Annotated in this window: 25 protein-coding genes, 1 tRNA gene and 1 pseudogene; 2 read left to right on the forward strand and 25 right to left on the reverse strand. The window is 32.2% G+C overall.

Features of this window, described 5'->3' with window-relative positions; genetic code table 11:
• Window positions 1-668: ATPase, T2SS/T4P/T4SS family (locus tag TA89_RS06465; RefSeq protein ID WP_187119274.1), on the reverse strand; the 668-nt coding region annotated here is incomplete at its 3' end.
• A 144-nt stretch (window positions 669-812) separates the two neighbouring features.
• On the opposite strand from TA89_RS06465, the pseudogene TA89_RS06470 reads away from it, so the two are divergent.
• Window positions 813-2,524, forward strand: a pseudogene (locus tag TA89_RS06470) (Rqc2 family fibronectin-binding protein).
• A gap of 9 nt (window positions 2,525-2,533) precedes the next feature.
• Here the strand turns inward: TA89_RS06470 and pyrR are convergent.
• The 22 genes from pyrR to mraZ form a co-directional block, all read right to left on the reverse strand.
• Entirely contained in the window at window positions 2,534-3,073 is a 540-nt protein-coding gene (gene pyrR, locus TA89_RS06475; protein ID WP_040211904.1) for a bifunctional pyr operon transcriptional regulator/uracil phosphoribosyltransferase PyrR, read from the reverse strand.
• Window positions 3,074-3,160: 87 nt separating this feature from the next.
• A complete protein-coding gene (locus tag TA89_RS06480) occupies window positions 3,161-4,072 on the reverse strand; it encodes an RluA family pseudouridine synthase (protein ID WP_040211905.1) in 912 nt (303 codons plus the stop codon).
• On the reverse strand, window positions 4,073-4,519 hold the full coding sequence (gene lspA, locus TA89_RS06485; protein ID WP_040211906.1) for a signal peptidase II: 447 nt from the start codon (window positions 4,517-4,519) through the stop codon (window positions 4,073-4,075). It lies immediately after the preceding gene.
• Window positions 4,520-4,546: 27 nt separating this feature from the next.
• Entirely contained in the window at window positions 4,547-5,161 is a 615-nt protein-coding gene (locus TA89_RS06490) for a TraR/DksA C4-type zinc finger protein (protein WP_040211907.1), read from the reverse strand.
• A 65-nt stretch (window positions 5,162-5,226) separates the two neighbouring features.
• Window positions 5,227-6,015: a 3-deoxy-7-phosphoheptulonate synthase gene (gene aroF, locus TA89_RS06495; RefSeq protein WP_147590087.1), complete on the reverse strand. Its 789-nt coding sequence runs from the start codon at window positions 6,013-6,015 to the stop codon at window positions 5,227-5,229.
• Between the two features lie 2 nt (window positions 6,016-6,017).
• Entirely contained in the window at window positions 6,018-7,097 is a 1,080-nt protein-coding gene (gene aroB / locus TA89_RS06500; RefSeq protein WP_040211910.1) for a 3-dehydroquinate synthase, read from the reverse strand.
• Between the two features lie 83 nt (window positions 7,098-7,180).
• Window positions 7,181-7,777, reverse strand: a complete 597-nt coding sequence (locus tag TA89_RS06505; protein WP_040211912.1) for a DivIVA domain-containing protein — start codon at window positions 7,775-7,777, stop codon at window positions 7,181-7,183.
• A 13-nt stretch (window positions 7,778-7,790) separates the two neighbouring features.
• Complete coding sequence (locus TA89_RS06510) at window positions 7,791-8,564, reverse strand: YlmH/Sll1252 family protein (protein WP_040211914.1); 774 nt, start codon at window positions 8,562-8,564, stop codon at window positions 7,791-7,793.
• Window positions 8,561-8,821 carry a YggT family protein gene (locus TA89_RS06515; protein ID WP_040211916.1) on the reverse strand — a complete coding sequence of 87 codons (261 nt, stop codon included), beginning with the start codon at window positions 8,819-8,821 and terminating at the stop codon, window positions 8,561-8,563. The genes TA89_RS06510 and TA89_RS06515 overlap by 4 nt, the downstream gene beginning before the upstream one ends.
• Window positions 8,822-8,837: 16 nt before the next feature.
• Complete coding sequence (locus TA89_RS06520) at window positions 8,838-9,296, reverse strand: cell division protein SepF (protein WP_040211918.1); 459 nt, start codon at window positions 9,294-9,296, stop codon at window positions 8,838-8,840.
• A 1-nt stretch (window position 9,297) separates the two neighbouring features.
• Window positions 9,298-9,960: a YggS family pyridoxal phosphate-dependent enzyme gene (locus tag TA89_RS06525; RefSeq protein ID WP_040211919.1), complete on the reverse strand. Its 663-nt coding sequence runs from the start codon at window positions 9,958-9,960 to the stop codon at window positions 9,298-9,300.
• A gap of 103 nt (window positions 9,961-10,063) precedes the next feature.
• On the reverse strand, window positions 10,064-10,795 hold the full coding sequence (locus TA89_RS06530; protein ID WP_040211920.1) for a DUF881 domain-containing protein: 732 nt from the start codon (window positions 10,793-10,795) through the stop codon (window positions 10,064-10,066).
• Window positions 10,792-11,145, reverse strand: coding sequence for a small basic family protein (locus TA89_RS06535; protein WP_040211922.1), 354 nt, complete (start codon window positions 11,143-11,145; stop codon window positions 10,792-10,794). The genes TA89_RS06530 and TA89_RS06535 overlap by 4 nt, the downstream gene beginning before the upstream one ends.
• 14 nt (window positions 11,146-11,159) lie before the next feature.
• Window positions 11,160-11,876 carry a DUF881 domain-containing protein gene (locus TA89_RS06540; protein ID WP_040211923.1) on the reverse strand — a complete coding sequence of 239 codons (717 nt, stop codon included), beginning with the start codon at window positions 11,874-11,876 and terminating at the stop codon, window positions 11,160-11,162.
• A gap of 14 nt (window positions 11,877-11,890) precedes the next feature.
• A complete protein-coding gene (locus TA89_RS06545; RefSeq protein WP_040211924.1) occupies window positions 11,891-12,658 on the reverse strand; it encodes a cell division protein FtsQ/DivIB in 768 nt (255 codons plus the stop codon).
• A gap of 126 nt (window positions 12,659-12,784) precedes the next feature.
• Entirely contained in the window at window positions 12,785-13,894 is a 1,110-nt protein-coding gene (gene spoVE, locus TA89_RS06550) for a stage V sporulation protein E (RefSeq protein ID WP_040211926.1), read from the reverse strand.
• A 21-nt stretch (window positions 13,895-13,915) separates the two neighbouring features.
• Window positions 13,916-14,887, reverse strand: a complete 972-nt coding sequence (mraY, locus tag TA89_RS06555) for a phospho-N-acetylmuramoyl-pentapeptide-transferase (protein WP_040211927.1) — start codon at window positions 14,885-14,887, stop codon at window positions 13,916-13,918.
• Between the two features lie 32 nt (window positions 14,888-14,919).
• Window positions 14,920-16,287: a UDP-N-acetylmuramoyl-tripeptide--D-alanyl-D-alanine ligase gene (locus TA89_RS06560; protein ID WP_040211930.1), complete on the reverse strand. Its 1,368-nt coding sequence runs from the start codon at window positions 16,285-16,287 to the stop codon at window positions 14,920-14,922.
• 177 nt (window positions 16,288-16,464) lie between these two features.
• Window positions 16,465-18,633, reverse strand: a complete 2,169-nt coding sequence (locus TA89_RS06565; RefSeq protein WP_040211989.1) for a stage V sporulation protein D — start codon at window positions 18,631-18,633, stop codon at window positions 16,465-16,467.
• 129 nt (window positions 18,634-18,762) lie between these two features.
• Window positions 18,763-19,254 carry a septum formation initiator family protein gene (locus TA89_RS06570; RefSeq protein WP_040211932.1) on the reverse strand — a complete coding sequence of 164 codons (492 nt, stop codon included), beginning with the start codon at window positions 19,252-19,254 and terminating at the stop codon, window positions 18,763-18,765.
• Window positions 19,255-19,278: 24 nt separating this feature from the next.
• Complete coding sequence (rsmH, locus tag TA89_RS06575) at window positions 19,279-20,211, reverse strand: 16S rRNA (cytosine(1402)-N(4))-methyltransferase RsmH (protein WP_040211934.1); 933 nt, start codon at window positions 20,209-20,211, stop codon at window positions 19,279-19,281.
• 12 nt (window positions 20,212-20,223) lie between these two features.
• The gene (gene mraZ, locus TA89_RS06580) at window positions 20,224-20,652 is read right to left on the reverse strand and encodes a division/cell wall cluster transcriptional repressor MraZ (RefSeq protein WP_040211936.1); all 429 of its coding nucleotides are present in this window, start codon (window positions 20,650-20,652) and stop codon (window positions 20,224-20,226) included.
• A 166-nt stretch (window positions 20,653-20,818) separates the two neighbouring features.
• On the opposite strand from mraZ, the gene TA89_RS06585 reads away from it, so the two are divergent.
• A tRNA-Sec gene (locus TA89_RS06585) sits at window positions 20,819-20,915 on the forward strand.
• A gap of 60 nt (window positions 20,916-20,975) precedes the next feature.
• On the opposite strand, the gene TA89_RS06590 is transcribed toward TA89_RS06585, so the two are convergent.
• Window positions 20,976-21,563, reverse strand: a complete 588-nt coding sequence (locus TA89_RS06590) for a hypothetical protein (RefSeq protein ID WP_052447344.1) — start codon at window positions 21,561-21,563, stop codon at window positions 20,976-20,978.
• An 89-nt stretch (window positions 21,564-21,652) separates the two neighbouring features.
• Window positions 21,653-22,750, reverse strand: a complete 1,098-nt coding sequence (gene ychF / locus TA89_RS06595; protein WP_040211938.1) for a redox-regulated ATPase YchF — start codon at window positions 22,748-22,750, stop codon at window positions 21,653-21,655.
• Window positions 22,751-22,822: the final 72 nt, after the last annotated feature.

Below are 22,822 nucleotides of genomic sequence, written 5' to 3' on the forward strand. Positions count from 1 at the left end.
TGATAGTTTTGAAAATATATATTTTCAAAACTCATAGATAAGTTATCTGAATACAAAAGCCTTAATACCATTTTTTCTCCTCTTACTGTAGGCATAGTTGATGCTCTGATGTTTATTGCATTACTGCAGTATTCATAAACCATTTTACCGTCCTGAGGAATTCTTTTTTCAGCAATATTCATCCCTGAAAGAACTTTTATTTTAGATATAACATTTAAAAAATGATTGTAGGGTATTATGCTGAACACCACCAGACTTCCATTAATGCGATATCTAACGGTATAATCCTCTTCACCTGGCTCTATATGAATATCACTGGCACCTTTTTCAATGGAATTTATTATTAGATAATCACATAAGGTATTTATATACTTATCCTGGTCCTTAGGAGAAATAAACTCTCTATTATCATTATTTTTTTCAGTATAGTATAAAATATGGCCATAATATATTGTAATCAGCCTGTTTGCTTCCTCTTCTGAAAGAACCTTCAATATTACCTCTTTTTTATATAAAAATTTCAAATACTGAATTACTGATGAAATATCGCTGCATATTGTTCCAATTATTATACTGTGTTCATTCTCTTCCAATGGAATTATCTTATAATCCTTTATATACTCTATAGGGATTTGAAGAATTTTTCTCGTAGCTATTTTTACCATCATTTGTATATAATACCTCCTATTATTTTATAGACATCTTTAATAAATTTTAATCATGTATTTTGATATAATTTTACCTGGTATACTTATTAGTTAAAATTTGCTATGATATTTAAAGAAAGTTCTTATTAAAGGAGGAGCGTAAAAATGGCATTAGACGGCATATTCCTCAGCAGTATTGTTTATGAACTGAGAAAAGAAATTTTAGATGCAAAAATAGATAAAGTAAATCAGCCTGAAAAAGATGAATTGCTTATCACTATAAGAGGAAAGAAGAATTATAAACTTTTAATTTCTTCTAATTCAAGTTATCCCCGAATACATTTAACAGAGATAAATAAGGCTAATCCTATGCAGCCTCCTATGTTTTGTATGGTGCTTCGAAAATACTTAACTAACGGAAGAATAAAGGATATATATCAAATCCACAGCGATAGAATTTTATGTATAGATATTTCTAATACAGATGAGCTTGGATTTGATTCCATATATACTTTAATAATTGAAATAATGGGCAGGCATAGTAATATAACCCTTGTTAGATCAAGAGATAATAAAATAATGGACTGCATAAAACATATAACCCCTGATATTAACAGCTACAGAACGCTGCTTCCAGGTATTGATTATAAATATCCTCCAGAAAGTGTAAAGTTAAATCCTTTCAATTTTAAGGAAAAAGAAGCAGTTTCTTTTTTAGAAGAAAAAAATATAAAATTAGATAAAAATTTTTATTTTAATACCTTTACAGGAATATCTAAAGTTTTATCTAAAGATTTATATTTAAGAGCAGATCAAAACTCAGATATAGATCTTAGTGTACTTTTTGAAGAGCTTCAAATATTCATTGAAGCCATTAAAAATAATGAATATAAATATGTGATTTACTATAACGGCAGTGTGCCTCTGGATTTCTATTGCCATGAGCTGTCTATTTACAAAGAATACAATTCAAAGAGTTTTACTACCCCCTGGAGTTTATTGGATGCTTTTTATTTTGAAAAAGATAAGCAGGACAGGATAAAATCAAAAACACAAGATATAGAAAAGCTCATCTCTACAAACTTAGATAGATGCTATAAAAAAATTGACATTTTAAATCAGGTATTAGAAGAAGGCAAAGAAAAAGAAGATTACAGAATCAAGGGTGAACTCTTAACTGCTAACATATACTCCATAACACCAGGTATTAAGAAAATCAAATTATGGAACTATTATAGTGAAAATGATGAGTATGTTGAAATCGAGCTAGATACAAATTTATCTCCTTCAGAAAACATTCAAAAGTACTATAAAAGATATAATAAGCTGAAAAAATCTGAAACTTCCGCTAAGGAGCAACTGGAGCATACTAAACAGGAAATTCATTACCTCACTTCTGTACTTAACAGTATATCCAATATAGAAAACTACGAAGAAATCGACGAAATACGAGAAGAATTAATAGAATCAGGATATATACGATTTAGAAAAAACAAGAAAAAAAACAAGCCTACAAAGCCTCATCATTTTGTGTCCTCAGAAGGAGCAGATATTCACGTAGGGAAAAATAATATTCAAAATGATAATTTGACTTTAAGATTTGCAGGGAAAAATGATACTTGGCTCCATACAAAAAACATTCCAGGCTCTCTGTAATAGTTAAGGGAAGTAATATAGGAGACCAAACCATTATTGAAGCAGCGGAATTAGCCGCAGCTTACAGCAAAGCAAAGAATTCTTCCAATGTTCCTGTAGATTACACTGAAGTTAAATATGTAAAAAAACCTTCAGGTGCTAAGCCTGGAATGGTTATATATACAACTAATAAGACTGTATTTGTAACTCCGGACATATCTAAAGCAAAAAGAGAGGATTAATCCTCTCTTTTATTTTAAATCAAATATTTTAACTGAATCTTCATCATCAATTTCTTTAATGTTCACAGAAACTAATTCATCCTTAGAAGTTGGAATGTTTTTACCTACATAATCAGCCCGTATAGGAAGCTCCTTATGCCCTCTATCGATGAGTACAGCAAGCTGTATACTCAAGGGCCTAGCAACATCTATAATCGCATCTATAGCTGCCCTGGCAGTTCTGCAGGTGAACAATACATCATCTACCAAAATCACTTTTTTATTTTTAACATCTACACCTAAATCTCTGTTTTTTATTAGAGGGTTATCCCCTAAAGATGATAAATCATCTCTATAAAGGGTTATATCAACGCTTCCAACAGGTATTTCCGCCCCTTCAAACTGCAAAATGTTATCCGCTATTTTTTTTGCAATAGGATAGCCTCTTCGTCTTATACCTACTAAAACCAGGTCTTCTACACCTTTATTTTTTTCAATAATCTCATGGGAAATTCTTCTAAGCGTTCGTTTGATAGCATCTTCGTCTAACAATGTAGCTTTATATATCATAACATCTACTCCTTATATAACAAATGCCTTATGGTTACAATAAGACATACTATAATAAATAAATTCTAGCATGAATAAAAAAAGGTTTCAATGCTGCCTTAACTTGTTTAATATGTCTATAAAGTAATCAGGAATAGGACTTGCAAATTCCATATAAACATTTTTTATAGGATGAATAAACCCAAGAAGTCTGGCATGAAGAAGCTGACCCTCCGCACTAAACTTCTGTTTTTTATATCCATACAAAGGATCTCCCACTAAAGGGTGCCCTATATAAGCCATATGTACTCTGATTTGATGTGTTCTTCCTGTTTCAAGTCTGCAGGATACAAGGGTATAGGAATTGAACCTTTCTGCTACCTTATAGTGGGTTATAGCTTTCTTCCCCTCCTTTACCACTGCAAACTTCAGTCTATCCTTTGGATTCCTTCCTAAAGGAGCATCAATTGTGCCTTCATCCTTTTGAATCCTGCCTTCTACTAAGGCAAGATACTCCCTGGTCATGCTATGATTTTTAAACTGCTCAGCAAGCAATCCAAGAGCTTTATCATTCCTAGCTACTACCAATACACCTGATGTATCCTTATCTATTCTATGAACTATACCCGGACTCATTATCCCATTGATTCCAGATAAATCTTTGCAGTGATAAAGCAGAGCATTCACTAAAGTATTGTCTTTATTCCCCGGTGCCGGATGCACCACCATCCCCTGAGGTTTATTTATTACGATGACATCACTATCCTCATATAATATATCTAATGGTATGTTTTGAGGTATAACCTTAAGAACTTCAGGGTCAGGGATGTTTACTTCTATACTATCTGATTCTTTAAGTTTGTAATTGCTTTTTACTATTTTATTATTTACCCTTATAAATTCTTTATTGATTAAATTTTGTATATAAGATCTGGAATTTTCTTCTAAAGTAAAGGTTAGATATTTATCGATTCTCATACCGGAAAATTCAGCTTCTATCTTAAAATTTTTTATTTCCATTTATTCAACACCTTTTATTATATATAAAATCATTAATCCTGTTCCTATTACAACAAAGGTATCAGCCATATTAAAGGTTGGAAAATAATAAATATCCTTATAATGAAACTGTAAAAAATCCACAACAAATCCAAGCCTTACCCTATCTATCAGATTACCTATTGCACCTGATATAATTAAATATAAACTCCAAATAAGAAGATTTGATTTAGGTTTGTATTTGAATAAATAAAAAAGCATTACAGCTATTATAGCTGAAGTAACTATGGCTAAAAAAAGCACCTTATTTTGAAGTATTCCGAATGCTGCTCCCCTATTTTCCAGATAAGCTAAATCAAAAAAATTCTTTATTACAGTAATATCTCCTTGAACAGATAAAACTTTTAATGCCCACTGCTTGGTTAAAATGTCTATTAAAAAGAAAAATAATATAATTATTATACCCATTTACATCCCCCTTGTTGTTATTAAATGCTAATCCGGTAATTGATTTCTATATTGTTCATTGCTTATGCTTTCAATAGGCTCTACATATATTTCGTCATCGTCAAAATATTCATCAATAACCGGCCTTCTGTTGAACATATCTACTGCCTGATAGCTGTCTTCTGCATCAAACCCTACTTCATCCTTAAAAGAGTAATCATTGTAACCATAACCAAAGGGTCGCTTAAGCACCGTCTCCTCCTGTCCCATATCTAAATTAGGATTCCAGGATGATTTCTTAGCTATTTCCTCTTGGCATTTGATGCAGAATTTAGAATAAGGAAGAAACTCTAATCTTTCTCTGGATATCTCAGCACCGCAACTCTGGCAGTTACCATACTTTCCTTGATTAACAAGTTCTAAAGCTTCATTTATTTTATCCAGTAGACTAACTTCATTCCTCTTAATAGCTCTGCCTTTTTCCATTTCAGTTATTTCGTCACCAAGATCAGCAGGATGATTGTCATAAAAAGAAAGTTCACTGGAAATCTGAGCTATGGAATCGCTTGTTTCGTTTTCTTTGATTTTATTTATTAAATTTACAGTTCTCTTTTTTTCTTCCAACAATTTTTCTCTGAAATATTTTAAATCTCTATCTTTCATAATAATCTCTCCTTTACATTATATATATAGTATTCTTTCATAGGAGAGATTTTTTATTACTTTCTTCAACAAATATTTAATTCAGACATTATCCTTTTAAGTTCTTTTATAGAAATTGTCTGCCTTGCATCAGAAATGGAAGCCTCCGGATCATAATGTGATTCAATAATAAGTCCATCGGCACCACAAGCTATTGCAGCCAGGGACATAGGATATACCAGTTCTCTTAGACCTGTACCGTGGCTTGGATCCACGATTATAGGGAAATGGGTATAGTGTTTAATATAAGCTACAGCATTTAAATCCAATGTATTTCTGGTAGCAGTTTCAAAGGTTCTTATTCCTCTTTCACATAAAACTATATTGCTGTTTCCCTGCATAGCAATGTATTCTGCAGCAGAAATCCATTCTTTATAAGTGGCATTCATTCCACGCTTTAATATAACAGGCAGATTAGTTTTACCAACTTCCTTCAATAGAGTATAATTATACATATTCCTTGAGCCAATCTGAATTACATCAATGTAGTCCAAAGCTGTTTCAATTTCTCTTGCATCCATAATCTCTGTAGAAACCGGAAGCTCAACAACCTTTCCAACCTCCCCTAATATTTTCAATCCATCTATACCCAATCCCTGAAAATCATATGGAGATGTTCTTGGTTTGAAGGCTCCTCCTCTAAGCATGTGCACTCCTATGGTTTTTAGTTTAGAGGCTATTTTAAGCATACTGCTATAATCTTCTACCGCACAAGGTCCTGATATAATTATTTTACTATTCCCGCCAATTTCTAAATTTTTTACCTTAACTTTATTTTTAGACTTGTAGCTGCTGCTATCCATATCAATGCTCATTATTAATTTTCACCTATACCTTCTTTAATAGCTTTAGTTAATTCTTCCTCAGTAACTTTACATTTAATTTTACACTTTCCTATATTTTCAAGTAAAACAAATCTGATATCATTATCATTCTTTTTATCCTTTTTCATAATGGAAATTAAAGTGTCAATATTATTTATTTTATAAGAATGAGGAATTCCTAATTTATCATACAGATTTAAAAGTCTTTGATAAATGTCTTCAGGCAGATGCAATTGATATTCTGACAGCTTTACAGCAATAAGTATGCCTAATGCTACAGCTTCTCCATGCATAATAGCATAATTAGAATGAGATTCAATGGCATGACCTGCAGTGTGTCCAAAGTTTAACGTGTTTCTTATGTTCTCATCCCTATAATCTCCAGCCACTATGGAGATTTTAATTTCTAAGCATCTTTTGATTATTTGAAATAATATTTCTTCCTGTCTCTTAATCAACCCTTCTATATTATCTTCTATATACTTCAGAAGATCCTCAGAACTTATCAAAGCATACTTGATTACTTCACAGATACCGTTTATAAAATTTTTATCGTCCAGTGATTTTGCTGCTTCTATAGGTATTATAACCCCATAAGGGTTGTAAAAGTTCCCGATAATATTTTTAATTTCGCGGTAATTATAACCTACTTTTCCACCTACTGAGCTATCTGTTTGAGATATAATCGTTGTAGGAATGCTTATATATGGGATTCCTCTCATAAAGGTTGAAGCTGCAAAACCAGCTAAATCTCCTAATATTCCTCCGCCTATAGAAATTATAGTGCTGCTTCGATTTATTTCATTTGACATAAAAAAATCATAAATAATTTTTATTGTGTCATAATTCTTATTTTCTTCGCTAACTTTAATTATAAGAATTTTATCTGCTGCTTTCTCTCTCAATAATTCTATATAATTACTATAAAAGTTATAAACATTTTCATCCACGATAATAGCATTGTTTTTCTTTTGAGAAATTGATGCAGCAGTTCTATTTATAGCTTCCTCCATACTGGATTCGATAAAAATATTATAATTACCGGAAGTCTCTTTTAATAGTCCTATACTCATTACAATCAACTCCATGTATATAATATTTAATTATAAAACATTAATCAAGTAAAAAAATAAAAAATCTCACTGAAGAAGTGAGATTATTTATTTGCAATAAAACTTTTTATACTATCTAAATCGTTGTTATGTAAATTTTCTTCTCTACTGATATCATCAGGGTTTTCTTCCTTTATTCCCTTTTCCTCCAGAGTCTCAGAAACTACCTCTCCGATATTGTAATTTTTAATAAGTCCTTTTTCCATATCTTCAAAAGTTTCTAACTGAGCATTTATAAAATTTCTATATTTTGCTCTAAATTTTATAAATTCCTGCTTCACTCTATCGTATTCGTCATTAATAGAAATTACATCAGCGTGAGCTTTATCTAAGATTTTCTGTGCTGTTTCATTAGCATTTTTAATAACCATATCAGATTCTTTCTGAGCATTTAATTTCGCCTGTTCTGATGCATTTTGTGCTAAAAGCAGTGTATTCTGTATGGTATTTTCAATTTTTGTATAATGGTCAACCTTCTCGTTGATAGAAGCTAACTTTTCTTTTAATAGAGAGTTTTCTTTAAATATTTCTTCATAATCCTCTACTATTTGAAATAAAAAATCATCTACTTCATCAGGATTATATCCTCTTAAACCTCTTTTAAAATCTTTATTTTTAATATCCATTGGAGTTAGTCTCATAAAAAAACACCTCTTATATGTATTTGTGTACTCTTACAATCTGTCTATCGCTTTTTGTTCTTCTAATGGTATTATCAATGTCAAACTTACCATAGCCTCTTACAGTAATTGTGGAATTATCTTTTACTAAAGCGCTCTTTTCTCTGGTTTCTAAATATTCCAGCAATACTTTTCCCTGGTCAATAAGTTTAATAGCCTCAGATCTTGAAACACCGCAGATTGAACTTATAAAGTTATCCAATCTTCTGGAGGTCACTATGATTTCCATTTCCTTTTTACTCACTGTGGGAAGCTCCTGAATATTTGTTAAAACTTCAATTAAACAGGGCGACTTTCCTATTGTTATTAAGTTATCTATGACATATTGGGAAATATCCTCTAAAACAGCTACATAAGCTATATTGTCTGAAACTATAATATCGCCAACAGTGTGTCTTTCTATCCCCAGCGCCAACAGAGCACCCAAATAATCTTTATGCATTAATTTGCTGAACTTGGATTTATTGATTATTTTTAAAACCACAGCAGGAATATAGTCTTCCTCTTCATAATTGAAAATGAAAATTTTTCGCTGAGCCTCTTCAAAAAAACCTTCTGATAAATAAGCTATAGAATTGTCTCTGCAAAATCTTTCTAAAGAGCTCCAATACTGAGGAGTTAAAAAGTACTTTACCACAGAGCTATTACCAGATCTATCAGCTATTACGTATTTATCATAAATTCTTGCTGCTATTTCATCCTCCACTTTAAATGGAAAGATCTTATAGAAGTTATCTTTGCTTATCATAATAATATTGAAAACAGCAGCCTTCTTAAGAAATTTAAAAGAATAATAGCAAAAATCGGAGAAAAATCAAACATCATGTTTGGAAATAATGATGCCTGAAGCTTTTGAAAAGGCATAAGTATTGGTGAAGTCAAACTGTTAATGAAGCTTTTTAAACCAGATAAATTTGATGAGGGAATGTAAGAAAGCAGAACATCTATTATGATTGCATATTGCAAAACATCGAATAGCATTCCAATTATGTTAAATAGAAACATGGTTTTCCCCTTTCCACTATTTATTCCAGTTAAATATTCCTTTTGAACTTAATTCACTCTTTAATTCCTTAGTTACCTCAACATTTGAAGGGGATAGTATATAAACACCCTTCTCAACCTCCTGGAATTCTCCTCCTAGTGCATAGCAAGCACCGCTGACAAAATCCAATAATCTTTGAGCTATTTTTAAATCCAGGCTTGTGGTATTAATCACTATAATCTTTCTATTTTTAAGATCGTCGCAAATTTCAGTTGCCTCAGCAAAATCGATAGGTCTTACTATGGAAACTTTAGCTGAAGATGCAGTATGTATGTTAACAACTTTATTTGGAGCCTTTCTTCCTGATGGTATAACTGGCTCAAAATCTTCTTTTTCTTCTATTTCTTCTTCATATTCTTCTTCATATTCTTCCATTTCGTCATATTCGTCCAGTCCTAAAAATTCCTTCATTTTATTTATCATTTTTGCAGACATTCTATTCCCTCCTATATATTCTTTTACCGAAAATACCTTCGCCTATACGTATTGTATTTGCGCCTTCTTCTATGGCTAGTTTGTAATCATTGGTCATACCCATAGATAGATACTTCATCTCTATATTTTTATAACTTTCATTTGAAAGCCTATCCCAGATGCTTTTCATACTCTTAAAATAGTATCGACATTCTTCTTCACTGCCTTTAGGAATAATCGCCATAAGACCTTTTACCTTAACATTACTGCAGATTTCTACTGCATTAATGAGTTCCTGCAGTTCACTTAATATTATACCACCCTTTGAAGTCTCTTCGCCAATATTAATTTCAATAAGTACTTGGGCAATTTTATCCTTCTTCTTATATTGTTTTTCAATTTCCTTTAAAAGTCTAATACTATCTAAAGAATGAATTAAATAAACTTTATCCACCAGATATTTAACTTTATTTTTCTGCAGGTTTCCTATAAAGTGCCATCTAATATTAGGAAGTTTATCATATTTAGTAATTAACTCCTGTACCTTGTTTTCTCCGAAATCCCTTATGCCGCATTCATATGCTTCCTGCATCTCGGATACACTTCTCGTCTTACTGACAGCAATTAATATAATATCTTGAGATAATTCATTTTTTATGTCTTTGATGTGATCACTTATGCTCATGTCATCGCCACCTCTTTCAGCTGACAACTATAATTCTATTTGTTATGTTATTCTCCGTAAACAATGAATTTCCTTCATTTATTTTAATGTTTTATATATATTTTTATTTAGCTCTGTGTATAAAATCAGTTTTTACAGGGCCGCTTACAGCTGGAATAACTATTTCATCATTCTTTTCTATATAGACGTTGATTCCACGGTTAAGGAGCTGTTTTGTATAGCTTTCTGATTTGTTTAGATAATTGTCCAGTACATCCTTATCTCCAATTGCCCTAACTACAAATGGTGAGGGCAGCTTAACATCATTGATACTGATAAAAGCCCAACTGCAGTATATCTCAGAATTAGGAAGTATTCTTTGATTATTTATGGATATAGCTTCTGCTCCTGCAAGCTTAAGTTCATTGATAACCTGCATCATATCATAATTATGAACAGTTCTCAATTCCTGTAGGTAAGGATCATCTATGCCAAGTGTAAAATCAACACTTCCATCTGATATAATTATTTTAATTCCCTGTCCTTTCACAGAAGAGTAGCCAAGGAGCATTTCATTTATTAAAACCTCATTTTTCATATCCTCCAATACTTTTTCATTGGATTTGGTGGAGGTTTTGTATTTATCCAATTTATTTAAATTTTTATCATATAGATCACGAAGGGTTGCAATCTCCTGATAAAGCTTATTTCTGTTATTATAAGCCTCCTGGTATTCCTTAGCACTGAGCAGAACCCTTCCATAATTATTTTCTTCATAGCTTATATTAGATACAACAAGTATACCAACTACTAAAGAAGCTAGAAAAAGATACAAAGAAGGTTTATTCTTTTTCATTTATCCACCTCTTGGCGAGATTTAATCTTTTCTAATATAAGCCTTCTTATAATTGCAAAATTATCAAATATCCTTCCACCAAAAACAATCACTGCTGCGATATAAATAGGTATCCCTAATTTATCACCTAAATATGCAAGTGCTGCTGCTAGTGCTGCATTTCCAAAAAATCCCGAAATAAATATATCTGATTGAAAATTCTTAGATAGAGACGCTCTTAGTGCTCCAAAAACCGAATCAACACAAGCTAATATAGCAACAGACATATATGGAGAAAATTTGTCTGGTATGTTCACTTTTGCTACTAGACCTATGATAATACCTACAAATAAACCGATAAATGCTATCATTTATTTTCCCCCTTCTATTTTACTGGTTTCATATGCTCATACTTTGGCATTTTATTATATTTTAAAATTTTCACCTCATCCACTTTTTCATACTTTTTATCATAGCTGACCAAGGCCTGAAAATCCAAAGCACCATTAAAAGTTAAAGCACTGTAAAGATTTGTTTTGTCTCCTATTGCTTTTATAACAATCCTCTCTCTTGGAGAGATTTTTTCATCGTTTATAAGAATATAGCTGTTATTTGAAGAGCTTTTTATCCCTGTCTGAAGGGAAATTCTTTTATCGTTTATAGAAATAGCTTCTGCTCCGGAGAAATTCAGCTCATTAATTATATAAACCAGCTCAGTATCTGTAAGATATTGCATGGTATTATTAAATACCTGAGATTTTGGAGTTAAGTATAAAACTATTCCTGGTCCTACAACATCTTCGTTTCCAAGCACTAATCTGGTTTCATCCAGCTCATTTTTTAATTCCTTTGTAGCCTCTCCTTCCGTTGCTGCTGCCTCTTCATATTTCTTCAGCTGCTCTGATAAAGCGTTATTTTTGCTCTCCATGTCATCTCTCTGCTTCTTTAATTGCTCTATTTCTGCAACCACATCTGTTCTATCATAATTATTTGGAATAATATCTTGATCTTTATTATTAAGAATTCTAAATTGGTACGAAAGTAGAAATCCTAAAATAGCACAGACAAAAGCCAATGCAATTTGTGATTTAATTTTTTTCATGAATTTTCTCCTTTCTAATTCTCAATATAAATTACCGGGTTTCCATTAAAACTCACGTCTATATACCCTTTTGCATCTCTGTAAGAAGGATTAATATCTAAAATATTTATAATCTTATTAATCTTCTTTTCTATTTCTTCTTCATCGCCTATTTTAAAGGTCATATTTTTCATTGTAAGCTGAATATTCAGCGTGTCAGTGAGATCTATTGAACTTATATTTAACTCCTTCTCACATTTATTCATTAAATCTGTAAAAGCCTTGGTAAAGTAAATTATTCTTTCACTATTAACAGCTTTTTCACCGGGTTTCTTTTCCGCAGTTTGAACTCCCTTTATTTCAATTAGATTTAATCCGGAATCCTGCCTCACCTCTAAAATATTTAAACTTTTATCAAGTATGTAAAAGTTGTTTTCATAATTGATAAAATACTTAGGCTCCCTCTCTTTTACATTTATTAAAACAGTGTTTGGAAGCTGCCTTTTTATCTCTACACTCTCAATATAAGGATTTGTCGCTACACTATTTTTTATATTCTTTGTATTTATATATAGTATATTTGAGTTTTCAGTAAGTCCTGATCTTTCTACTATATCCTCAGCTGTTACGGATTTATTATTATCTATAACAATCTTTTTAATATAAAAATAGTCAGTTTTTAGTGATAGCAGCACCGCTATACCTATGAAAAAAATCAAAAACAGAAATATTCTTCTTCTGATTTTTGCTTTTTTCCTTTTCCTAATTAACTCATTGTTTTTATTAAACGTAGTCTTGTTCATAATCCCCCCGCTTTGTTAACATATATACTAATGATATCATTGTATAAAGAAAAATTCATCACCTTTTAATAAAAACATTAATCAAATAATAAAATAAGCTCCAAATAAAATTTGGAGTTTATTTTATTAATTATTTGTTTCAATCTGTCTTGATATATTAAGTAATATACCCATTGCCATCATGTTAAGCAGTAGAGAAGAACCTCCATAGCTTATGAAAGGAAGAGGAACTCCTGTAACAGGCATAGAACCAGTAACCACAGCTATATTAATAATAGCCTGGACGGCAATTATAGATGTTATTCCTGCTGCCAGCAGAGTACCATAAGTATCTTTTGCCTTATAAGCTATACTGATACCTCTCCATACGAACAAAACAAATAATACTATTACGAAAAGAGCGCCTATTAGTCCTAATTCTTCTCCTATTATAGAAAATATAAAGTCATTATGAGGTTCTGGCATATAATGAGTCTTTTGCCTCGAATTACCTAATCCTAAACCAATAAGACCTCCGGATCCTAATGCATACCAGGATTGAATCAACTGATACCCCTTTCCTGCAGGGTCCTTAAATGGATTTAAAAAGTTAAGCACCCTATCTCTTCTATAATCTGCAGAAAAAGCAAAGAATACCCCCGCCAGAGCTACTAAAGGTGTTACCAGTCCAAAGAGCTGTGATGCTTTAACTCCTCCTACAAATAGAATTATTAATGTTACTATCATAATTACCGCAGCAATACTTAAGTTTTTCTCTTTTAATATAAGCCCTGCATAAAAACCTGCTACCAAAAGGTGTGGAAGCATTCCATAGGTAAAGGATTTAATCCTTTCACCTTTATTATCAATGCTTTTAGCAAGATAAAGAATTACTACGTATTTTACCAGCTCTGAAGGCTGAAAGCTGAAAGGACCTAATCTTATCCATCTATATGCACCATTAGCATCCTCGAATAAAAACACCGCTAAAAGCAGCGGGATGCTTATTATCATTAACCACCCGGTTATCTTTTTAAATTTATGATAATCTATAGTCATGATTACTATCATTCCCGTAAGTGATAAAAACGCCCATAACAACTGCCTTTTTAAGAAAAACATGGAATCCTTGGCTTCACCATATAAAGCAACATAAGAACTGGCAGAATAAACCATAACAACTCCTACTGACAAAAGCAGAAGTATAGTAGCAAAGAGCATAAAATCTACCTGCCCCATTTTCTTTCCTTTTTTCATTAATTAACCTCCTTAAATTGATTAAAGAGAGAAAAATCCTATTAGACATAAAATCACAGTAATAATTGAAAAGATTGAAACAATTTTTGTTTCGCTCCAGCCCAGCTGTTCAAAGTGATGATGTATAGGGGCCATCTTAAAAATCCTCTTGCCGGTGAGCTTAAAGGATGCCACTTGAAGTATGACTGATAAAGTTTCTACCACATATATCCCTCCAACTATTACAACAGTAAGGGGCATCTTCAAAATCATTGCAACCGCTGCTACCGCTCCTCCTAAAGCTAAAGAACCAGTATCTCCCATAAAAATTCTTGCAGGAAAAGCATTAAACCTTAGGAAGCCTAAAAGAGTTCCTGCTACGATGACACAAAATATGGATAAAGTATAGTGAGCTAAATTAAAGCTTACTATTGCAAAAAAAGTCATAACCAATACAGTTATTGACGAAGCAAGGCCATCTAGCCCATCCGTTAAATTAACTGCATTTGTAGTAGCAGTAAAATAGAGAATTATAAATGGTATATACATTACACCTAGATCTAAAGAATACTTAGTAAAGGGTACAGATATCTTAGTTCCTATAGTATTATAAGAATAATACGCCAGAGCTCCGGAAGCAATAAGCAAGAGTATCATCTTCTGCCATGCTCTTAACCCTAAATTTTTCTTTCTTATTATTTTTAATATATCGTCTAAGAATCCAACTATACCAAAAGCTACAAAGGAATATAAAGCCACCATAGCTTCATCACTTGGCTTTCTTATCATTATAAGCATAGCTATAAATGTAGCAGATATAAAAATGATTCCCCCCATAGTAGGAGTACCAGCTTTTTTAAAATGGGTCTTAGGTCCGTCTTCTCTTATATTTTGTCCAAACTTTAATTTATGGAGCAAAGGAATAAATATAGGTGCAAGAAGAGAAGTTAACAGGAAACCTAAAATAACTCCTAAAATAATTTTTGGATTTAAAATTGATAGAATATTGCTCATAGAATTTCTACTCTAAAGAGTAGTCCACCTCCTTAGTTCAAATGATTTTCCAGCCCGTGGATAATTCTTTCAAACTCTTCGCTTCTAGACGCCTTCACTAAGATACTATCCTTTGGTCTAATAATATTTTTAATTTTATCAATTGCTTCTTCTACTGAAGTACATTGTATTGTAGTTTCTCCGTACCCCTCTTTAAATTGACCTGAATATTCTCCCACTGCAATTAATATATCTATTTCCTTTTCTTTTGCATATTTCCCCATCTCAATATGGGATTTCACTGAATAATCACCAAGTTCCTTCATAGTACCTAAAACAGCTATTCTTCTTTGGGCCTCTATAAAAGATTGAACATCTAACGCAGCTTTAACGGAATCAGGACTTGCATTATAGCAGTCATTTATTATAGTTATTCCTTTTTTTTCCGATATATCTAACCTCATAGAAGTTGCTTCCAGAGCATTTAGTCCCTTCTGCATTTCATCCAAATTCATATTTAAAGAATAACCTACTGCCATTGCCATAAGTGCATTTTTAACATTATGTTCTCCATAAAGGGGTATAAATAAGTTTCCTTGGTGTTTTTCTGTATTAACCTTAAATTTTATTCCTTCCTTCTGGACGTTAATTCCACTGCCTGTTATATCATTCCCCTCTTTAAGTCCGGTTTTAATGACTTTATAATCTGTATTTTCTATTTTGCTTAGAAATTTATCATCACCGTTCACAATAAGAAGATTTTTCTCAGTGAAAAAATCTGTAATCTCCATCTTAGCTTTAAATATATTTTCTTGAGTTTTCAAATTTTCAATATGAGATAACCCTATATTAGTTATTACAGCTATATCAGGATTTGCCACTTCAGCTAGGGTGTGAATCTCGTTAAGGTTGCTCATTCCCATTTCTAAAACCGCAATTTCTTCATTGTCATTCATATTCAATATAGTTAATGGCATCCCTATATCATTATTATAATTCCCTTTGGTCTTATAAACCTTATATTTAGAGCTTAACACTGCAGCTATAAGATCTTTTGTAGAAGTTTTCCCGGTGGACCCTGTTACAGCAACAACCTTAACCTTCAATCTTTTTCTGTAATAGGCTGCAAGCTTTAATAATGCAATTCTGGAATTATCCACTTTGATTATCGAAGCATCTACTAAATCTTTGTATTCTTCACGATATTCATCTACAATGCAAACTGAGGCTCCTTTATTTACAGCTTCTTTTACAAAAGCATTTCCATTAAAATTTTCACCCTTTAAAGCAAAAAATAAACTGTTTTTCTTTAATTTTCTAGTATCTGTTGATACAAAATCAATCCCTAGACTCTTTTCATTTTTAGACAGCAGTTTACCCTTTACCGCTGCAATTAATTCTTCTAATGTTAAATTCAACATATAATTCACCGCTTTCTACTTTAGCTATTAAAATTTCATTTGGTTTTTACAAGTTCATATAACTATTACTATACAAATAATTATGCCAAAAAAACATTATTAATTACATAATAATAGCTATATCATAATTTTAGCATGTAGTGTCACAAAATTTGCAAACTACATGCTAAAATTTAATTAGTCACCAACTTCATGATCCAATATCAGCTCAACGGTAGTGCCCTTCTTCACAAATTCATTTGGATGAATACTCTGTTCCGTAACCATCCCTTCACCGGATATTACAGCTTTTAAGTTTATTTTATTTAATAAATCTATTGCTCCCTGTCTACTGTAACCTTTTAAATCAGGCACAACTACATCTTTATTATAATTTGAGTTATTTCCTAAGTAAAGATTTATTTTACTTCCTTCCTTTACTGAATAACCGGGCTTAGGACTTATGTCTACAATAGTTTCTCCTTCACCCTCAAGATTATAATTTAAACCATCTTTTCTTAAGATTTTGAAGGCTTCTTCTTTTTTCATTCCTCTTACATCAGGGATAACTACATCTCTTAATAGGCTGTTTGCCGTCCCCTCAGGTGAACTGTCAGATTTTAATGACAGATAATTAAATATATCATTAAAAACTCTTTGCGCTACAGGTGCAGCAACCTGTCCAGCATAATATTCTCCGTTTCCAGGTTCATCAATTGTAACCATCAAGGTAATTTGAGGATCATCGATAGGTGCCATTCCAACAAAGGATGAAATATATTTACTTGGAGCGTATACACCATTAATAACCTTTTGAGCTGTACCGGTTTTACCTCCAATATGATATCCTTCAATCATCGCCTTTTTAGCAGAACCTTCAGTAACCACTCTTTCAAGATAACTTCTTAGGGTTTTTGTATTTCCTTCATCTATAATTTTCTTTTTCCCTAGATTTTCAAATTTCTTATCAGATATTCTGGTACCATCTTCGTCTGTATGGACTATCTCTTTCATCAAGTGAGGTCTAATCCACACCCCATTATTTGCTATTGTATTAAATGCAGCCATAAACTGCATAGTTCCCACTGTATTTGCTTGTCCAAAGGATATTGTTGCCAAATCTACTTCAGTCATTTTTTCTAATGGCATAATGATTCCATTAGCTTCTCCAGGTAAATCCACTCCGGATTTTTCACCAAATCCAAAAAGCTTAATATATTTATGAAGATTTTCTTTTCCTAGCTTTTGACCTAATTGTATAAATCCAATATTACAGGAGTTTTTAATGATATCTGAAAAATTCTGTGTGCCATGCCCTCCTGACTTCCAGCATTTTATAGTTCTATTTGCTATAGTTGTGCTTCCGCCACAGGTAAAAGTATCATGCTCTCCTACTTTGCCTTCCTGCATAGCAGCAGCTGCTGTAATAACTTTAAAAATGGATCCTGGTTCAAAGGTATCACTTACAGCTCTGTTTCTCCATTTTTTCTGAAGCTCATCATAGTTTGCAGCACCTTCTCTAGGTTTATTAGGATCATAGTCAGGCTTATTTACAAGAGCAAGTACTTCTCCATTTTTCGGATTCATAACAACAATTGTAACTGCTAAAGCTTTATTATCGATTAAAGCCTGATTAGCCGCTTTTTCAGCAAAAAACTGAATCTTTTCATCAATGGTGAGTACAACATCTTTTCCTTCAATAGGTTTTGTATATTCAGAAATAGTGTAAGGAAGCTCTCCGCTGTTTCTATCTATTTCAGCTAGTCTAACCCCTGGTGATCCTTTTAGTTCTTCTTCATATTTATATTCTATTCCTGTAAGCCCTTTTCCATCGCTGTCTGTGACACCTAAAACATGAGCTAGAAAGTTATTGTTGGGATAAAATCTTTTCGTATCAGGTGAAATTAAAACCCCGTTAATTTTTAAAGCCTTTAATTTATCTGCCTGAACCTTTTCTATTCTTCTAGCAAGTATAGCCGATTGCATAGGCGCACCACTTGGAAGCTTACTTTCTAATTTTTTCAGCACCTCAAACTTATCCATTTCAAGAGCCTCTCCGATTTTTAGAGCTAAGTCTTCATTAGATATTTGTTCTTTGTGCTTCTTATTGTAATCAGTTATATACTTTTTTATAGCATTTAAATCCAAGTCTACTCTGTATACATTTCCGCTTACAGCTAATTCATTGTAATTAGTATCTAATATTCTTCCTCTTTTAGCATCAATTAACACCCGGCTCGTCCACTGTTCTTGTGCCATAGCTTTATATTCTGGTCCTTTAATAAGCATCAGATAAACAAGTCTAATTGAAAGTAGCATAAAAAGAGTAGTTATACCCATTAAAGCTACAAACATTCTTCTTCTCATAACAACTTTATCCCTGTGCTGTTTTTTACCTGACAAACTTTTACCTCCATTCCGCTAAGTCGATTCCTACATATTAATTTATATTAATAAGGTGTGTTTTCTATTCTCTTTAATTAAAATATGGATGCACTAAAATAGTGCATCCTTTATTTTAGATAATAAAGTTTTATTAGAATCGGTATTTTCTATTTCCTTGAAATTTGCCTTAGAAATATCCTGACGTATTATAGTTCCTTTATCAGGATTTACCATATTCAACTTTTTCTCAGCAAATTCTTTAATATTTTCTAAGCTTGAAACTTTAAGAAGATCTATTTCAAGGGCTTCATTTTCGCTTTTTACCTCTTTAATCTGGGAATTAAGAGATAATAACTGTTTTTGCATCTTATAGATTGAAGCATTTCCGCTTACTACTATTGTTCCAAATATAAATACCAAAGAAACTATCTGCAGTATATTCTTCTTCTTCTGCCTTTCCTTAGCAAGGGTTCTTAAACGCCTTTCTCTCCTGGATTTTTCTAAATTTTTCTTCTTATTGATTTCCCTTTTTTCTATCTGCGTATCAGTAACTACTGCATTACTGCCAATAACATTATAATTTCTATATTTATTATCCTTCATACTATAACACCCCATCCCATTTGACTAAATTTTTTCTGCTATTCGTAGTTTAGCGCTTCTACTTCTAGGGTTAGCTTCAACTTCCTCTTCAGAAGGTTCCATCGGTTTTCTAGTTAATACCTTTATTACAGGTTTTTTATTGCATATGCATATAGGAAACTCTGGCGGACAGTTACAAGGTGATTCTAATTTCCTAAACATATTTTTAACTATCCTGTCTTCTAAAGAGTGGAAGGTTATTATGGCTATCCTTCCATTACTTCTTAATCTATTAATTGAATCTTCAATGCTCTTATTTAATATTTCCAATTCTTTATTAACTTCTATTCTTATAGCTTGAAAAGTTCTTTTAGCAGGATGAGGTCCTTCTCTCCTCGCTTTAGCCGGTATTGCAGCTTTTATTATATCTACAAGTTCAAAGGTAGTTTCGATTGGTGCATCCTTCCTGCTTTTTACTATAAAATTAGCAATCCTTTTAGAAAACTTTTCTTCTCCAAATTCATAAAGTATTTTTGTAAGTTCTTCCTCTGAGTATTCATTCACTACATTATAAGCTGAAAAATCGCTGCTTTTATTCATTCTCATATCTAAAGCTGCGTCATTCATGTAGCTGAAGCCTCTTTCATGATTATCAAGTTGATAAGATGAAACCCCTAAATCCATTAATATCCCATCAACCTCAGATATTCCTAAGCTTGTTAATACATTATCTATATTATAAAAGTTATCGTGCACATAAACAATGTTCTTGAAGGTATTTAATCTTTTTTTTGCTGCATTTAATGCTTCTATATCCTGATCTATACCAATTAATCTTCCTTCAGGGCTTAATCTCTTAACTATTTCAGAGGAATGTCCTGCACCTCCCATGGTACAATCAACATATATTCCATCTTCTTTAATGTTTAATGCATCTATACATTCCTGCAGCAGTACAGAAATATGTTTAAATTCCATCACTTATTCTCCTTATATTCCAAGTTCACTCATCTTTTCAGCTAATTCGTTGTAATCTATGTTGTTATCGTTGTACTCTTCCCATTTCTCCTTGCTCCATATTTCTATTTTAGTAAGTACACCTATACTTATTATTTCCTTATTTATACCTGCATATTCTATTAAATTCTGTGGTATTAAACCTCTTCCTTGCTTATCCACTTCTATTTCAGAAGCTCCGGCAAAGAAAAATCTTACAAAAGCTCGAGCATCTTTATTAGTGAGAGGAAGAGTTCTTAACTTTTCCTCAAGTATTTTCCACTCTTCCAGAGGATATGCATATAGGCATCCGTCTAAGCCTTTAGTTATTATAAACTTCGTTCCTAATTCTTCTCTAAGCTTAGAAGGTATTATCATTCTGTTTTTACTGTCCAAGGAATGATTATATTCTCCTATAAACAAATTTTCCCCTCCTCCACTTTACTCCACTTTCAACCACTCTAAACTATTTATTCTCCACAAAACATAAAAATCCTTCTATATTATGAAGATAATTTTTACTCTTTACAATTTGTTAAAATAAATTGACAAAGAAATTTAGATAATGTAAAATACAGTTGTTGTCTATGGGGGTAGATAGGTGCTGGTGTGCCTGCCGGTCTTCAAAACCGTGTTGTGGTGCTAAGACCACCATGGGTGGGTTCGATTCCCACATACTCCCGCCAAAAACATAAAAACTCCAAACATACGCATTTACTGCGTGTATTTGGAGTTTTTATTTATAATTATATTTCTCTGATTTCATAAAATACTAAGTATCTTTCTCCTTTTGGTTTTTTATCTTTAGAGGAATTATAGGCATAACTCCACTCTAATAATAATACTTTATCCGAATAAATATATTCTCTAAAATATTTCCTTACATTTTCTCCATATCTCACTAGTTCACTTATTTCCTCAGAACTCAAAAAATCTTTCTCTCCGAAATAATTAAAATCGTCATTACTTTTTATAACAGTTAAATCTTTTTTATTATATGTAACAAGATTCCATAAATCTTTACTAACAGCCTCTATAACTATTGAATTATTATCTACCTTAAGAGTTCCGCTTTTATCCGCTATAAAATATGGATAATATATAATCATACCTCTATCTTTATAAAGCTCATACAATCTCCGGGCTTCACTTTGTGCAGCGGAAGCGGTTTCACCTATTATCCTTGGCAGATTAAAATCCTTTCCTGAATTTAATGCAACCCTTACTGTCCAAAGCAGACTGCTGTCAAGCTTTGTGTTTTCATCGTATACCTCCCAGGGAACAGAGGGTAAATTAGAATCTTTAAGTTCGTAAAAACCCATTAATTTATTCATATATTTACTCCTTTAAGTAAATCTACATATATAAATGGAGTGCGTATAAGCCGTCACTCCATTTATATTTATTATTAAATTAACAGTAATTAAACATTAAATCTAAAGTTAACCACATCTCCGTCTTTCATGATATAATCCTTACCTTCAAGTCGATAAAGTCCTTTCTCTTTTGCAGCAGCTTCGGAACCGCATTTTATGAGATCATCATAGGATATGATTTCCGCTCTTATAAAACCTCTTTCTATATCTGAATGAATTTTACCCGCTGCCTGTGGAGCTTTAGTTCCAATTTTAATTGTCCATGCTCTTACCTCTTGAACCCCTGCTGTCAAAAAGCTCATTAGTCCCAATAATTTATAACTTGAATGTATAAGCTTATCTAAACCGGATTCTTTTAATCCATACTCTGAGAGCATTTCAGTTTTTTCCTCTGGCGCCAGTGTAGAGAGTTCTTCCTCGAGCTTTGCACATATAACCACAACTTCAGATTCTTCATTTTCAGCATGTTTTTTTACTATATCAACATACTTATTGTTTTCTCCACTTTCTGCTATATCATCTTCTGATACATTGCATGCATATAAAACCGGCTTTGAGGTTAGGAGGAAAAGAGATTTGATAAATTCCTGTTCTTCCTCCGTAGCTTCCATAGTTCTAATAGGTTTTTCTCCTTCTAAATGTGCCTTAATTCTTTCCATGAGCTCATATTCAGCCTTAGCTTTTTTATCTCCGGATCTTGCTGTCTTAACTGTCTTTTCCATTCTCCTTTCGAGAACTTCTAAATCTGAAAATATAAGTTCAAGATTAATGGTTTCTATATCCCTTATAGGATCTACGCTTCCTTCTACGTGAACTACATTCTCATCTTCAAAACATCTTACTACATGTACTATTGAGGCAACCTCTCTTATATGTGAAAGGAACTTATTTCCCAATCCTTCTCCCTTACTGGCTCCTTTTACAAGACCTGCGATATCATAAAATTCTATAGCTGTGTAAACCTTCTTTTTAGAATTATACATTTTTTCTAAAACATCTAATCTGCTATCTGGTACGGTAACCACTCCTACATTAGGCTCAATAGTACAGAAAGGATAATTTGCAGATTCAGCTCCTGCCTGTGTTATAGCGTTAAATAAAGTACTCTTACCAACATTAGGTAATCCAACTATTCCTAATTTCATTGCTTACATTCCTTTCTACTTTTATGTAACTCTATAAAATTATACTCTAGGAAGTATGTTATTTCAATATCC

It is taken from the genome of Clostridium polynesiense, from assembly GCF_000820705.1.
GTDB lineage: Bacteria > Bacillota > Clostridia > Clostridiales > Clostridiaceae > Clostridium_AA > Clostridium_AA polynesiense.